The following is a 15,369-nucleotide window of genomic DNA, read 5'->3' as shown; positions in this document are numbered from 1 at the left end:
CCCGTAAAGAAGAGAACTTGATGCCAGCGGCCGTAAAAATATGTGGACTTCAGGACGTTGAAGTGCTAAAATCGATGATAAACTTGCCTGTGGACTATATTGGTGTCGTATTTGCCAAGTCCCGACGACAGATTACTCCTGAGAAGGCAGCGGAGTTGAGATCGGTATTGTTTGAATGGTCTTTACATGAACGACCGAAACTTGCTGGTGTATTTGTGAATCCGACGATGCAAGAACTGAAACATGTGATGGAAACAGTGTCTTTGGATGTGATCCAGTTGCATGGCCAGGAAAGTGCGGAATTCTGTCAACAAGTGAAAGAGCTCTGGGATGCAGAGGTGTTCAAGGTCGTTTCTTTTCCAAAAGACGAAACAGAACAGGATGCGGATTATGTTGCTGTGCAACGGTTAAATGATTACGTGGGATTCGTTGATGCGATCTTGCTGGATACTTTTGATCCATTGTATGGTGGCGGTTCTGGCAAAACATTTGCTTGGGAACGTATTCCTGTATACGCAGAATGGGCTACTGAACGTGGTATTGCCATGTTTGTTGCAGGCGGACTTCAGACGGACAATGTACAACATTTAATTCAAACGTACAGACCTTATGGCGTAGACGTATCAAGTGGCGTGGAGACGGAAGGTCTGAAAGATATATCCAAAATTACAGCATTTGTAGAAAGGGTGAAGCAGGCATGACACACCAATTGCCGGATGAACATGGGCGTTTCGGTCTTTTCGGAGGCCGTTTTGTACCCGAGACACTAATGAACGCTCTGATTGAACTAGAAGAAGCATACAGCCGCTTCTCTGAGGATGAAGAGTTTAACAAGGAATTGAATTATCTGCTCAGTGAATATTCCGGACGAGAAACACCTTTGTATCACGCGGAGCAATTATCACGTCATCTGGGTGGTCCCAAAATTTATTTGAAACGTGAAGATCTGAATCACACAGGTGCACATAAAATCAACAATGCGATTGGACAAGGGCTTCTTGCTAAACGGATGGGAAAAAAGAAAGTCATTGCTGAGACCGGCGCAGGCCAGCACGGGGTTGCGACGGCAACCGTGGCGGCATTGCTTGGACTGGAGTGCAAAGTATTCATGGGTGAAGAAGATACCCAGCGCCAGCAACTAAACGTATTCCGCATGAAATTGCTCGGAGCAGAAGTCATTCCGGTAACGTCCGGCACACGTACATTGAAAGATGCTGGTAACGAAGCGCTTCGTTATTGGGTCAGTAATGTAGAAGATACTTTCTACGTGCTGGGATCTGTTGTCGGACCTCACCCGTATCCAATGATGGTGCGTAACTTCCAGCGTGTGATCGGAGACGAGACACGTCGTCAGATTCAGGAGATTGAAGGACGCCTTCCGGATGTTATTGTAGCGGCTGTTGGCGGCGGAAGTAACGCCATCGGAATGTTCTACCCTTTTATCGGAGATCAGGATGTTAAATTGGTCGGTGTTGAAGCAGCAGGCAAAGGTGTGGATACCGAGTACCATGCGGCAACGATGAGCAAAGGCACACATGGTGTATTCCAGGGCTCGATGAGTTATCTGTTACAAGATGAGTATGGGCAAGTGCAACCTGCACACTCCATCTCAGCAGGTCTGGATTATCCAGGGGTTGGACCAGAACACTCCTATCTTAAAGATATTGAACGGGCTAAATATGTTCCGATCACGGATCAGGAAGCCTTGGATGCTTTGCAGTTGTTAAGTCGTACGGAAGGCATTATTCCTGCGCTCGAGTCGGCCCATGCGGTTGCCCAGGTCGTGAAGCTGGCGCCGGAACTGACCGCTGATGATATCATTGTGATCTGTCTGTCTGGGCGCGGGGATAAAGACGTAGAATCCATTATGAAGTATACGGGAGGTAACTTGTAATGAATCTGATGGACCAAACCTTCCAGCAATTAAAAGAACAAAATCGCACGGCACTTATTCCGTTTCTTACCGTTGGTGATCCAGATGTGAACACCACTATTGATATTATCAAGGAGCTTGAACAAGCAGGAGCAGACATTTTGGAGCTTGGTGTTCCATATTCCGATCCACTCGCAGACGGCCCTGTGATCCAGCGTGCTTCCGAGCGTGCATTGAAAAGCCAAATCACGATTCGTACGGTGATGGAGACGGCGGCTAAAGCTCGTGAAGCCGGTGTGAAATTACCCTTTGTTCTGTTTACGTATTACAATCCGGTGCTGCAAACGGGTCTGGATATTTTCTTTGACGAGTTGATCAAACATGATATCAGCGGCATGATTATTCCGGATTTACCGATCGAAGAGGCTGAGGATATGCGTCGCCGTGCTGATCAGGCCGGTGTTCATCTAGTCCCGCTTGTAGCCCCTACGTCCAATGCTCGTATTGAGCGAATTGTCACTGGCGCGCGCGGATTTATCTATTGTGTCTCATCTCTTGGTGTAACTGGAGAGCGTGCATCCTTTTTTAACGGTGTAGATAGTTTTATTGAAACGGTAAAAGGTCTGACAGACCTTCCCGTTGCCGTAGGCTTCGGTATCTCGAGTCATGAGCAAGTAGCCCATTTCTCCCGCATCTGTGATGGTGTCGTTGTAGGGAGTGCTATTGTGCGTCAAGTGGAAGAGGCAATCCCGCTACTTGAAAATCCGGATACTCGTGAGGCAGGACTGTTGCAAATTCGCAACTTTGTGGCACAATTAAAAGGATAATCACATAAGTTGAACTTTTTATTTTGCACTTTATTCTAAGTTTGAACAACAGGAGGCGGTCGAGTTGAAACCGAAATCCCAGATTGTCAATCTGCCTGTGTATAAACCGGGCAAACCGATTGAAGAAGTAAAACGTGAACTGGGGCTGGAGCACGTCATCAAGCTGGCCTCCAACGAGAACCCCTATGGCAGTTCTCCCGCTGTACTTGAGGCAATGACGAGAGAATTGGCTAATGTAAGTATTTATCCCGACGGAAGTGCTGCAGAACTGACAGCGGTGCTTGCCAAGCATTTGGAAGTAGAGCGAGACAATTTGATTTTTGGCTGTGGATCAGATGAGATTATTGCGCTGATCACGCGGGCGTTCTTTCTTCCCGGAGATGAGACCATTATGGCGGACCAGACCTTCTCCGTGTATAAAAACAATGCGGACATCGAAGGTGCAGTAACGATAGAGGTCCCTTTAAAAAATGGAACTCACGACTTGCCAGCAATGCTGGCGCAAATCAACGATAAGACCAAAGCTGTCTGGGTGTGCAATCCGAATAACCCTACAGGTACGATCATTTCCGAGCAAGAGCTGATTGGCTTTATGGACCGGGTACCGTCGAATGTAATGGTTGTGCTGGACGAGGCTTATTATGAATTTGTAACGGATGAAGCTTATCCGCAAAGCATTTCATTGATCGATCGTTACCCCAACCTGGTTGTTCTGCGGACCTTCTCCAAAATTTATGGCTTGGCATCACTCCGCATAGGCTACGGAATTGCGCGTCCAGAGATTATTGACCTGATTAACCGTGTCCGGGAACCGTTTAACACCTCTCGTTTTGGGCAGGTTGCTGCAATGGCTGGACTTCAGGATCAGGCTTTTGTTCAGGAGTGTTCCAAACGGAATGCTGAAGATCGGGAATGGCTGCAAAATGAATTTTCACGACTGGGTTTGCCTTATTTCCCAAGTCAAGGTAATTTCATTTTGGTTGACGTCAACATGCCATCCGTCGAAGCATTTCAGTCTTTGTTGAAACAAGGTATTATCGTTCGCTCGGGCTTTCACGTCTATCCAACTTACATTCGTGTGTCTGTGGGAACAGCGGAGCAAAATCGTGCTTTTATAGCGGCGCTGGAGAACACACTGGCGGAGAATGTGGCAGCACGCCCTTAATACTGGCGATGAAAGAGTGAGGACCCATGACCATAAAAATTGCAATGATTGGTGTCGGACTCATCGGCGGTTCACTTGCGCTTTGCTTTAAAGGCAAGCCGGGGGTTACCGTCATGGGTTACGCACATTTGGAAGAGTTAAAAGACAAGTACATAGCGAGCGGAGTAGTGGATGCTGCGACGCTCTCTCTGGAAGAAGCGGTGCAGGATGCCGACTTCATTTTTTTGTGTGTGCCTGTTGGTTTGCTTGAATCGTATTTTGAGCAACTGTCCAGACTGCCGCTGAAAAAAGGTTGCATCATTACCGATGTTGGGAGTACGAAAGCTTCCATTGCAGCTTGTGCGGAACAGATCCGGTTAAAAGAGGCTTACTTTATCGGAGGACACCCGATGGCAGGATCGGAACGGGCGGGTGTAGACGCAGCGTCAGCTGTATTATTTGAGAACGCCTATTACGTTCTCACCCCTTCCATGCATGTGCCTGAGGAGGCGTATGGCCGCTTATCCGAGCTTTTAGCGTATACTCGTGCTCAGATTGTTCGGGTAGAGCCTCTGTTGCATGATGATATTGTAGGTGCGATCAGTCACCTGCCCCATGTTATTGCTGTTGCTTTGGTGAATCAGGTACGTGAATATAACGAATCTAATCCGCTGTATAAAATGCTGGCAGCAGGTGGTTTTCGGGATATTACGAGGATTGCGTCCAGTGATGCGATTGTCTGGAGGGATATTCTGCTGAGTAACCGTGACGTGCTGCTGGAGTTGCTTAAGGACTGGAATAGTCAAATGTCGTCTTTTACAACGATGTTAGAGCAAAAGAACGGGGAAGGCATTGAGGATGCATTTCGTCAGGCGCGGGAATTCCGCAGTGTATTGCCTGAGAGACGCAAGGGCATGATCTCTCCTTTATTCGATCTGTATACAGATGTGCAGGATGCTCCGGGTATGATCGGTAAAATAGCAACAGAGCTCGGGACAAATGATATCAACTTGAGTAACCTTGAGATTATTGAAAATCGGGTGGACGTGCCGGGGATTATGCGTTTGTCATTCCGTCAGGAAGAGGATATGGAACGAGCGAAGACTCTGCTGGCATCACTAGGTTATCAGGTGTGGATTTAGGTTGACAAAAGAGGGCGAGAGCTCTCTTTTTTTTGTAACCAGTGGGAGAATTATGTTTTTAGACAAAAAAAAGACCGCTTACATAAGCGGCCATTGCTCACGTGGAGCAATACAGTTATTGGATAGGAGTGGAGAGAAACCATACTGTACTTTTATTATATGTATACGTTTTCATTTTGTCAACACTTTGGACAAATTTATTTGTATAAACTTAGATTTCGAGGAAAAACAGTACAATCAAGGCTTTTAATCTTAGCAAAACCATTCGTGAGGTACGAAAAAAAATGTTGATAGAATGCGCCAAAAAAAATTCCGAAAAAAATATCTCATTTTTGTAACCTTTTTAGAAATGGTCACGTCTATATATGCAAGGCTTTCCAAAATGCTGTATTAGGAAGTCATGACAACGAAATTAATGGCATATAAATGTTAAGTCGGACAAAAGTGGATAGCAATGGATTTGCCAGGATGATGCAGACCGTTGTACAATGTTACTGTTATGTAGAAACGTTGGGGAAATTGCCATTACATAGGGGAATTTGGCGGAAGGGCCGAAAACGGTGCTGGACGCTTTTTTTATGCGGTTGAACCGCAACTTTTTTACGCCTGTTCGGTAATACATGGATAGAGTCGAACGGGGAGAAGCACATGGATGGGCGAGGAGGGGTCGCACTCAAATGACGGATTCCCAGTTGATTCGAGAGATCAAGGAAGGTAACGTTGAGTTATATTCCGAGCTGATGAGTCGTTATCAGCGTAAAATACTGGCTTTCGTATATCATATGTTGAAAAGTTCCAATATGGAGCTGCTTGCGGAAGATCTCTGTTCTGAGACATTCTACAAGGCGTTCCGCAGTTTACACTCTTTCCGTGAGGTGGATGCTTCATTCTCCACTTGGCTGTATACCATTGCTAGAAATACGGTATTGAGTGAGCTTCGTAAGCAGCGTAGTGGGAATGTTCCGCTTGAAGAGAGCGGCGTAGTTCCTGTTGCTCCTATGGAGAACGCTCCTGAGCATGCTGTACTGCGTAGCGAGCGGGTGATGCTGGTTAGAGATGCGATTAACAATCTACCAGAGAAGCAACGTTCTGCGATTATACTCCGTGAGTATGATCAGCTCGACTATCAGGAAATTGCAGGTATTTTGGGGCAGAGCGTTAGTTCTGTTAAATCGCTGTTATTCAGGGCAAGATCAAGCGTAAAAACACAGTTGGAGCCTTATTTCTTCGAGCCGATGTACGAGCCATATGAAGGGATGAAGAACCGATGAATTGCAATGAAGCCCAGGAACTGTTTGCATTGGTCTGGGACTTACCGGAATCTCATCCTCAGCGAATTGCTTTTCAAGCACATCTCGCTGGTTGTGAAGATTGTTCGGAGCAGTTTGAAGTCTGGGAGGAAGCCCAGATGTTGCTGCACAGCATCCCGGTTCCAGTGACAGAGCAACAGGCAGAGAGGGTCAACCGAAACGTAATGGACCGGATTTACGCGGAGTCTCCATGGCTATTACCAGAAGAGGCAAAGGTTAATCGATTCTCTGCGGCAATCCGTAAACATATGTCTTTGTGGATTGCGGCGTTCCTGGCTATTTTTTTATGCAGCTTTCTGTACATGGCGATGTTCAAGCCGGAGGTTTCAGAAGCTGAGAAGTCCAATGTAATTACAACAGGCATCCTTGAGACTGGGGTTGCTGGAAGTACATCTTCATCTTCGGGATTATATAAGTATGACATCCCTGGAGCGAATAAAGGGAGTATCATTGAACCTTTTGTTGTAAGTATGGGACCTGCGTATCCTCAATACTGGATGGCATTGTCTCTGCTTGCCATAGGAATGGCTTTGTTTTCACTTGGACGTATGCATCGATCAACAACTAAACGTAAACAAGGTGTGGGTGCGTAGGTTTCTAACCTGGCGTTCGCTGTGTGGAGAAATGAGGGATGAATGTGCGGATCGGACTTGTTCGTCATGGTCTGACAGATTGGAATGCGGCTGGCCGCATACAGGGGCAGACGGATATTCCTTTGAATGAGGAAGGACGTAAGCAGGCTGAATGCCTTGGTAGACGTCTGCAGTCTGAGGGCTACCAGTGGGATTTTATTGTGACGAGTGGTTTATCAAGGGCGCAGGAAACGGGAAAGATTCTTTCACGGATGCTGGATGTACCTATGCTTGAACCGGACGCACGATTGAAAGAACGAGCATTTGGTCAGGTTGAGGGCCTTACTTCGGATGAACGGGTTGCGCGTTGGGGGAAATCCTGGGATACACTTGATCTGGGGCAAGAGCACATCGAGGATATTCAAGTACGTGCGCTGGCTTTTTTGGACGATTTATGGTCTGCTCACTCGAAAGAAAATGTACTGATTGTAACGCATGGTGCTTTTCTTGCTAACCTGTTAACGGCGTTATATCAGGATAAATACACCGAACGCATTGGCAATCTGTCGCTGACCATTCTGGAGAAAGAACATGAAGATGACTGGACTCCACTCTTATATAATTGCACACAACATCTGTCTATGGATACCGCCAAACAATCTGAGTGATAAGCTCAGGTTGTTTTTTTTATACCATCTACATTTAAGAGATTATACAGGACTGCGGATAAACTCTACTGTTTCTCTTCTGATTGATTGTTTTGAGGCATAAGATGAGATAAAACAAAAAAAATGGCAAGAAGAGGTTTAGATTGTGGAGAATCCGTCAACCATGTTTACAAAACCACACTGTTGAAGGCCAGATCAGCAACCTAAAGCAGTGAACGGGTGAGGCGATGGATCCATGAATCTAGCAGACATGCTGACTTTTGCTGATATTGGCCAGCTTAATCGAATAGCAGACTACTATCAATGTGAATGCAAGCCTAATTCCAAACATGAACTCATCCAGAGCATCCTCACAACATTGGGTAGTAAACCTTTCTTTGAGCAACAGATACGTCAATTGAACCAGGCCGATCAACGGTTTCTGAACAACCTGTTATTTGACCCCCGCCAATTTTATGGTATGGAGGAGCTCATCGCCATAGCCCGTCAATCGATGGACAAAAAGGAGAGTGAGGCAGGCTCGAGTCCGCGTGATCTCATTGTTCGCTTTACCAAAAGCGGCTGGCTGTTCAATGGGACTACACAACAGACCAGATATCTCTATCAAGTGCCTAAAGATTTGAAACTGAGGTTCAGAGATGTATTATCTACCCATTTACGAGCAGGTATAGTCAAAACAACAGAACCGGCCATGTATCGAGAAGAATATCATCTGATGGCAGAAGATCTGAAGTTGTTCCTGAAATTTGTGCAACGACATGAGATCGCTGTGAATGCCGAAGGCATGATGTATCGACGCTCACAGCAGCAACTTATGGAGCATCTGCACATCTCTGAGGAACTGGTAGGCAAAGCCGGTTGGCGCTTCGGATATGGTCGTTCGTTCAAGGATTATCCGGATCGATTCGCATTGGTGTATGATTATGCGTTTCATCACCGATTGATTCGTGAAGAGCAGGGGTGTCTTAGGCTGACAGGGTCTGGTGAAGAGAAGCTGGGGGCCGAGAAAACAGCCGAAATGATACAGCTGTTTCGGTTTTGGTTAAGACTTTATAAAGGTGCTGTTCCAAATCTGTCCTCGATTGTGTACTGGACAGGCGAATGTGCCGAGAATTGGTCTACAAGGGAATCTCTTTTTCAGCAAATTGGCCCGTTTATCCAGCCGTTTTACTATGACACCGCTGAAGATATCTATGATAAGCGGATCATTAAAATGATGATGCATCTAGGCTTGATTCGTGCAGGTGAGCACGAACAAGGAAGAGTTGTGCAGATGACGGCTTGGGGATTAAAGCTCGCATCATCTTGCCGCTCCATCTCTGCTGATGTTGCACCTATTGTGTTTGACAAGTGAAGGACAAGTTGCTACAATCACTCCCAAATTAAGGAGTGATACGAATGATAATTCCATACAAAGGTATAAAGCCAGTGCTACACCCTTCCATATATATGGCGGAGGGTTCAAAATTAATAGGTGATCTGCAAATGGACGAAGATTCTACCGTTTGGTTCAATGCAGTTCTGCGGGCCGATTTGGCACCTATTATTATTGGAAAGCGATGCAATATTCAAGATAATGCTGTAGGACATGTAAACACCGACCAACCTCTTATTCTGGGAGATGATGTCTCCGTAGGACATGCTGCAATCATTCATGGTTGTACCATCGGAACAGGGGCATTGATCGGTATGGGAGCCATTGTACTCAATGGTGGCGAAATCGGTGAGTACTCACTGATTGGAGCCGGTTCTGTAGTAACTGAAAATAGTAAAATTCCGCCCTATACTCTCGCTTTGGGGACACCTGCCAAAGTGATTCGTGAATTGACTGAAGCTGATCTGCAGCGGATGTCGAGAACTTCACTGGGTTATGTAATCAAAGGAAGAGAATATAGGAGCTCTTAAATCCGTTTTGGAGGTGCATCCTATTGGATAAAATGAAAGTTACGTATGAAGTCATGTTGGGGCTGGCGGCTGAGATGGTTTGGGACGAGGCGCTTCGCAAACAGAAGAGTGAAAAGCTTTATTTGGAAATCGACAAAGCGTTAGCTACCGGAGACGAAGTAGCTTTCCGGAGTCTGACGGATGAACTGAGGACGATCAATTAACGGATCAATATAGAACCATTTAAATGAATAGTGGATAAAAAGGAATGCGCAACCGCGCATTCCTTTTTTTAATATTTTTTTATATAAACCTAAAAATTGAATGAATATCTGGCTTTATAACATATGCTCATATATAATATGGGAATAAAATGGATAGGAAGGGGATATAGGGAATTGAAATTCAGTGAGATGAATCAAGACAGCTGGGCTGAACTGCAACTCTATCTGGATACCTGCCTTGTTCCGTTCACGGCTATGAGCGGCAAACAGTCACCGGTTGAAGCGACTGAAGCGCTGGAACGGCTGAGAGATTTTCTAGATACGGTGGAGATTCCTTTTAAAGGGAGAATTATGACGTACCCAGCCTATCATTACGCAAGTTCGCAAATGTCAATGACATTAAATACTTTGTCGACTGAACTCAAAGCTTCTGGATTTAAGTATGTGGTAATTATGTCAGCAGATGGATCATTTGTGGAGATGGACATTCCAGCCGCGGATTTACTTTTGAGTCAAAAGGATCTAGCAGGGCAACTCGAAGAAGGGACAATTGCCCGACATGTCGGGGAATGCATTCGAGACCTATGGAAAAGGTGACATCTTGATGACAAATGTGACAAATTTCCAACAGTTTTTTAACAACGCTTACAATTGAACCTTAAAAATGTGTGACAAATTCTTGACGGTGTTCTAGGGCTACTATATGATTATGTATGTTCTAGTAAGTCGTGGAATTTATGATAATGAAAACGATTGAGAGAGTTGGCTGAAAAAGGGGGTTGGAGACAGTATGAGCAGTGAGCATGACCAGCACGAAGCCTCGATGAAACCGCCAAGCAAATTGGAAATGTCGCGCAGGCAGTTTTTGACGTATACGCTTGGTGGAGCTACAGCCTACATGGCCGCCGGTGCAATTCTTCCTATGGTCCGTTTTGCGGTGGACCCGATTTTGCAACACAAGGGAGAAGGAACCTCTGTCAAAGTGGCTGAGATCAGCAAAATTACAAATGAACCTCAAGAATTTACGTTCGAACTGAAACAACAGGATGGCTGGTATTTGAGTAATGCTTCGTTGGTGGCCTGGATTCGCAAGGACGAGCAAGGGAAAATTTATGCGCTTTCACCCATCTGTAAGCATTTGGGATGTACAGTGGGATGGAACAGTGACAAAAACTACCCGAATGAGTACCATTGCCCATGTCACGGCGCGCACTATGACAAGGAAGGGAAGAATCTTGCCGTAGCCCCGAAACCATTGGATGAATATGTGGTTAAGGAGGAACAAGGCTGGGTTTATCTGGGCGAGATTGTTCCGAACACCCGAGTGAAATAGGAGGCGTGAACGCAGATGTTTAAAAATGTCTATGACTGGATTGACGAGCGTCTTGACATCACGCCAATATGGCGGGACGTTGCGGATCATGAAGTGCCAGAGCATGTAAACCCGGCGCATCACTTTTCCGCATTCGTATACTGTTTTGGCGGATTAACGTTCTTTATTACAGTTATTCAGATTCTGTCAGGTATGTTCCTGACGATGTACTACGTTCCAGATATTATTAACGCGTATGCAAGTGTTGAGTATTTGCAGACGAAAGTAGCTTTTGGTCAGATTGTACGCGGTATGCACCATTGGGGGGCCAGTTTGGTTATCGTCATGATGTTCCTACATACGATGCGTGTATTCTTTACAGGCTCATACAAGGCTCCGCGTGAAATGAACTGGGTTGTCGGCATGTTGATTTTCTTCGTCATGCTCGGTCTCGGTCTGACAGGATATTTGTTGCCTTGGGATAACAAAGCGTATTTTGCAACAAAAGTAACGCTGGAGATTGCCAACACCGTACCTTGGCTTGGACCAATTATCAAAGAATTCCTGCAAGGAGGAACCATCGTTGGTGCACAGACATTGACACGATTCTTCGCATTGCACGTCTTCTTCCTCCCTGCGGTGCTTCTGGTGCTTCTGGTCGGACACTTTATCATGATCCGCAGACAGGGCATTTCGGGACCACTATAAACCAAAGAAGGGAGGAAACGTAATGGCTCACGGGCACAAGGGCAATGATGAGGAAAAAGTTATCTTTGTCGGTGATTCACGCGTCCGCAAAGGGTCGGGGTTCATTACTCCACCTGATTACACGGCATATCCCGGCAAATCGGAAGCATTTATTCCTAACTTCTTGCTCAAAGAGTGGATGGTCGGGGTTGTTGTTCTGGTCGGCATTCTCGTGTTGACCATCTCGGAACCTGCACCTCTCGGTTATCCGGCTAATCCAAGTGCATCGGTTATCCCGATGCCAGACTGGTACTTTCTTTTCCTGTATCAGTATTTGAAATATCCTTATGCATCTGGAGATTATGTCCTGCTGGGTGTACTGGGTGTCAGCGGTGTCGCATTCGGAGCTCTGCTGCTGGCTCCTTTCCTGGATACGGGGAAAGAGCGTCGTTTCTACAAACGTCCAATTGCCTCAGCTTTAATGTTACTGTCCGTTATCTCGGTATTCTATCTGACAAACGTAGCGTGGACACACTACAAGCACGAGCTTGAAGCGTCAGGACAGAAGCCGGAGCATATTCAGCGGGAGGAAGAGGCTCTGGAGAAACATGAACAGGGCTTGCCTACTTCTAATGCACCGGGACAGCAGCAGGAGGAAGTCGCGATTGTTGACAAGGACGATTCTGCGATGGAAACGTACAAAAAGGCTGGATGTATTGGCTGTCACGCAACCGATATGAAAGGCCAAGGCAACGCACCTTCTCTTCGTGGCGTCGGTGACAAGCACAGTCAAGAAGAGATTGTGACGATTATTAAAGAGGGCTACAATGGAATGCCTCCAATGTATGACCAAGCTATAGCCCAGGGTGTTACCGATGACGAAATCACTCATCTAGCCGAATGGCTTGCGAAACAGAAGGCAGAACAGTAAAATCGAATTAATGAAAAAACCTGATCGTTATGCGGTCAGGTTTTTTTGAAGTCTATTTTGATAATATCTGAAATTCGGTAATCGAGATGAAGTGTCAAGAATGAGTGAAGGAAGAAGGTGCAGTGGTCGTGGCTTTATCGTTTTTTTGGAGCAGGGAGTTTTTAACCAATCGGTATTTCCTGTGGCTTTTGTTCTGGTGTAATGCGCTTGGTACGGTTTACGGGTATATCTGGTATGGTGAACAAATGAAATGGACTCTTGCCCACCAGCCAGTATGGCAGATCGTATTTGTGCCAGATAGCCCAACAGCAAGCTTGTTTTTTACATTAGCGCTGTTGTGGGTACTGTATCCTGTAAAGTCGGCAGTCCTGCAACGAATTGGACATATTATCCAGGCACTCGCTGTAGTTACCTCTGTTAAATATGGCGTATGGGCTGTATCTATCATTTTTGCTGGCTGGTCTCAAGGAGGAGCACAGCACTGGCAGGACTGGATGCTGATCGCTTCCCATAGTGCCATGGCAATTGAAGCACTGATATATGTACGCTTCTTCGGCTTCCGCTGGTTGTCATTGATTGTGGCAGGTCTCTGGACATTGTTGAATGATACGATGGATTATACATACGATATTTACCCGTGGTTGCCTGCAACGCTGTACCAACATGTACAGGCTGTTCGTAATTTTACAGTCACGTTGACCATCGCGAGCATTCTTGCGGCTTGGCTTGCGTTAAAGCAGGCCAAAAGAGCCTGAGTATACCAGCTTAGCTTGTTCTAACCAGCCATCCCTCGCCATACATTGATGATGGGAGGGATGTCCATGAAGAGAACATTCAGGAGTCTAGCGGGATGGTTGACGGTATCACTCATGGCTCTGCTGCTTTGGACCAATGCTTCGTACAGGGTATCCGCGCAAAGTGGTGAATTCAAACCAAATGTGAATCAGGAAGTTTCCTCAACTTATACCATTGCACAATTGAATGAAGAGGCTACTGTACTATATCGCAAGGTGCTTGAAAATAACATGGAGGAAGTACGTGCCAGCGTTACTCGTATCGGGAATAGTCTGGCGCATGTCTCGTTTGAGGGTCAAACCTCTGTTGAGGGAATTCATGCGTTGTCCGAAACGGTGGTAGAAGTCAAGGAGGCTACAGCTAAATTCAAAGGGGATAGACATTTGCTTCAGCAAGCTTCAGCCAAACTCAGACTTGCTACGGACAGTCTGGCCAATCCGGCTAAACCGCTCTGGCTCCAATATTATAAAATTGTGAAGAATGATCTCGATGCGTTATCACTGGCAGCTAATCAGAACAACAGTGCAACGATTCTGACTAATCGCTTTAGTGTTCTTGAAGAGCACTATGAAACGATCCGTCCAGCGGCGATCATTCGGCTTGAGCCGTATCAGATCGCTCAAATGGATGCTTGGTTATCCCATCTCAAAGGACTGACACATGCAAAGCAGTCTGATCGATCACAGCTCCGTAGCATGACCGAACATGGAGAGGAGTTAGTCAATCAACTGTTTGGACGTGAAAAGGATGAGAGTGCCTTTGTGCCCTATGTACAAGGGCCAGACCGCCGGGCAGCAGGGCTAATAATTAGTTCTGTCATTGTTGCTACGCTGAGTTATGCGGGGTACCGTAAGTATCGTGCCGAGCAACAGGATATTTTTACATATCGCCGCTAGTCATTTTTCCCTATTTATCATGATAGATGTATCATAAAATGAACAACGAAAACCTCTTACCACAAAGACAGCCGATAGACTGACGTCTTGCTGTGGGAAGAGGTTTCTTTTTTTGCATATTTACTATCGTAAAAATAAAGTCTCAGCTTTCTTTAAAACCTTCCCCATGCACATCGTGTACATCACTGATAATGACAAATGCCCTGGGATCAATGGAACGTACAATCGTTTGTAACCTGCGAAATTCTTGCCTGGAAATAACACAGTAGGCCATATGCTTTGCTTGTTTCGAGTAAGCGCCGATGGCTGGAATGAGCGTAACGCCGCGATCCATATCTTTGGTGATTTGATCGGCAATCTCGGGAGCATAATCGCTGATGATCATAAATGCACGGGCTGAATAGGCACCTTCCTGAATGAAATCGATAACCTTCGATGCAATAAACACAGCGACGAGTGTATACAGAATTTTTTCCTTGGGAATGTAAATGAGGGAAAGGCCAATGATCACAAAGTCGATACCTAACAGCACTCGTCCCATACTCCACCCATATTTTCGATTCAGGATACGCGCGATAATGTCGGAACCACCTGTCGTACCGCCCCAGCGGAACACGATGCCAAGCCCGGCTCCCAAGGTAACCCCTGCATATAATGCGGCCAAGAGAAGATCATTCTCGGTATGTAACGGTTCAATCCAGCCTTGATGAATCATTTTCTCAAACAGCCACAGAAATAAGGTCAACGCCCCAATCCCGACTCCGGTATAAATCATCTGTCTGCTACCGAGCACTTTAAGCCCAATCAGAAATAACGGAACATTTAAAATAAGAGTGGTAAGGGACGGGGAAACCCCGAAGGCATAGTTAATCAGCACGGTAACCCCGGTAAGTCCGCCCTCCATCAACTGATTGGGGATAATAAAATAAAGAAGCCCAAAGGCGTATAAAGCTGTACCCAACAGTATTGGGAGTACAAGTTTTAGTTGAATCCACGTTTTGGTAGTGCTCATAAGATCCCTCTCTGTACTTGAATTAGAATGAGGAAGTCATCATTCCCATCTTAGTATACCTGTTTCTATAGTCTTTAAAAATGATTATGCCG

18 protein-coding genes are annotated in these 15,369 nt (G+C 45.9%); 17 read left to right on the top strand and 1 reads right to left on the bottom strand.

What is annotated here, in order from left to right; genetic code table 11:
* The first annotated feature begins 17 nt into the window (after positions 1 to 17).
* From ACT89M_RS17820 to ACT89M_RS17740, 17 genes are all read left to right on the top strand, one after another.
* Positions 18 to 701, top strand: coding sequence for a phosphoribosylanthranilate isomerase (locus ACT89M_RS17820; protein ID WP_154958040.1), 684 nt, complete (start codon positions 18 to 20; stop codon positions 699 to 701).
* Positions 698 to 1,894, top strand: coding sequence for a tryptophan synthase subunit beta (gene trpB, locus ACT89M_RS17815; protein WP_145331732.1), 1,197 nt, complete (start codon positions 698 to 700; stop codon positions 1,892 to 1,894). Before ACT89M_RS17820 ends, trpB begins: the two co-directional genes overlap by 4 nt.
* Positions 1,894 to 2,700, top strand: coding sequence for a tryptophan synthase subunit alpha (trpA, locus tag ACT89M_RS17810; protein ID WP_308723388.1), 807 nt, complete (start codon positions 1,894 to 1,896; stop codon positions 2,698 to 2,700). Before trpB ends, trpA begins: the two co-directional genes overlap by 1 nt.
* Positions 2,701 to 2,764: 64 nt before the next feature.
* The gene (gene hisC / locus ACT89M_RS17805) at positions 2,765 to 3,865 is read left to right on the top strand and encodes a histidinol-phosphate transaminase (RefSeq protein ID WP_487344769.1); all 1,101 of its coding nucleotides are present in this window, start codon (positions 2,765 to 2,767) and stop codon (positions 3,863 to 3,865) included.
* A gap of 26 nt (positions 3,866 to 3,891) precedes the next feature.
* Positions 3,892 to 4,986 carry a prephenate dehydrogenase gene (locus ACT89M_RS17800; RefSeq protein ID WP_154890613.1) on the top strand — a complete coding sequence of 365 codons (1,095 nt, stop codon included), beginning with the start codon at positions 3,892 to 3,894 and terminating at the stop codon, positions 4,984 to 4,986.
* A 677-nt stretch (positions 4,987 to 5,663) separates the two neighbouring features.
* The gene (locus ACT89M_RS17795) at positions 5,664 to 6,257 is read left to right on the top strand and encodes an RNA polymerase sigma factor (RefSeq protein WP_090917194.1); all 594 of its coding nucleotides are present in this window, start codon (positions 5,664 to 5,666) and stop codon (positions 6,255 to 6,257) included.
* Positions 6,254 to 6,889 (top strand): anti-sigma factor family protein, encoded by a 636-nt coding sequence (locus ACT89M_RS17790; RefSeq protein WP_090917192.1) that lies wholly within the window; start codon positions 6,254 to 6,256, stop codon positions 6,887 to 6,889. The genes ACT89M_RS17795 and ACT89M_RS17790 overlap by 4 nt, the downstream gene beginning before the upstream one ends.
* Positions 6,890 to 6,933: 44 nt before the next feature.
* Positions 6,934 to 7,536, top strand: a complete 603-nt coding sequence (locus ACT89M_RS17785) for a histidine phosphatase family protein (protein WP_308723398.1) — start codon at positions 6,934 to 6,936, stop codon at positions 7,534 to 7,536.
* Between the two features lie 235 nt (positions 7,537 to 7,771).
* A complete protein-coding gene (locus tag ACT89M_RS17780; RefSeq protein ID WP_154890612.1) occupies positions 7,772 to 8,890 on the top strand; it encodes a hypothetical protein in 1,119 nt (372 codons plus the stop codon).
* Between the two features lie 44 nt (positions 8,891 to 8,934).
* Positions 8,935 to 9,441: a gamma carbonic anhydrase family protein gene (locus ACT89M_RS17775; protein ID WP_090917188.1), complete on the top strand. Its 507-nt coding sequence runs from the start codon at positions 8,935 to 8,937 to the stop codon at positions 9,439 to 9,441.
* A 23-nt stretch (positions 9,442 to 9,464) separates the two neighbouring features.
* Positions 9,465 to 9,644, top strand: coding sequence for an IDEAL domain-containing protein (locus ACT89M_RS17770; protein WP_090917186.1), 180 nt, complete (start codon positions 9,465 to 9,467; stop codon positions 9,642 to 9,644).
* Positions 9,645 to 9,818: 174 nt separating this feature from the next.
* On the top strand, positions 9,819 to 10,241 hold the full coding sequence (locus ACT89M_RS17765; RefSeq protein WP_154890611.1) for a DUF2487 family protein: 423 nt from the start codon (positions 9,819 to 9,821) through the stop codon (positions 10,239 to 10,241).
* Between the two features lie 193 nt (positions 10,242 to 10,434).
* A complete protein-coding gene (locus ACT89M_RS17760; protein ID WP_090917182.1) occupies positions 10,435 to 10,977 on the top strand; it encodes a QcrA and Rieske domain-containing protein in 543 nt (180 codons plus the stop codon).
* Between the two features lie 15 nt (positions 10,978 to 10,992).
* Positions 10,993 to 11,664, top strand: a complete 672-nt coding sequence (gene qcrB / locus ACT89M_RS17755; RefSeq protein ID WP_017687726.1) for a menaquinol-cytochrome c reductase cytochrome b subunit — start codon at positions 10,993 to 10,995, stop codon at positions 11,662 to 11,664.
* 22 nt (positions 11,665 to 11,686) lie between these two features.
* Positions 11,687 to 12,574, top strand: coding sequence for a menaquinol-cytochrome c reductase cytochrome b/c subunit (locus ACT89M_RS17750; protein ID WP_154890610.1), 888 nt, complete (start codon positions 11,687 to 11,689; stop codon positions 12,572 to 12,574).
* 128 nt (positions 12,575 to 12,702) lie between these two features.
* On the top strand, positions 12,703 to 13,329 hold the full coding sequence (locus tag ACT89M_RS17745) for a DUF1405 domain-containing protein (protein WP_154890609.1): 627 nt from the start codon (positions 12,703 to 12,705) through the stop codon (positions 13,327 to 13,329).
* A gap of 66 nt (positions 13,330 to 13,395) precedes the next feature.
* Positions 13,396 to 14,265 carry a sporulation protein YpjB gene (locus tag ACT89M_RS17740; RefSeq protein ID WP_308723387.1) on the top strand — a complete coding sequence of 290 codons (870 nt, stop codon included), beginning with the start codon at positions 13,396 to 13,398 and terminating at the stop codon, positions 14,263 to 14,265.
* Positions 14,266 to 14,407: 142 nt separating this feature from the next.
* Here the strand turns inward: ACT89M_RS17740 and ACT89M_RS17735 are convergent, their stop codons facing one another.
* Positions 14,408 to 15,277 (bottom strand): YitT family protein, encoded by an 870-nt coding sequence (locus tag ACT89M_RS17735; protein ID WP_253493399.1) that lies wholly within the window; start codon positions 15,275 to 15,277, stop codon positions 14,408 to 14,410.
* Positions 15,278 to 15,369 lie beyond the last annotated feature (92 nt).

The sequence above is a fragment of the Paenibacillus sp. NN59 genome (assembly GCF_057597225.1).
Note: the sequence above shows the minus strand (reverse complement) of the source record. Positions and strands in the feature narration are given on the sequence as shown.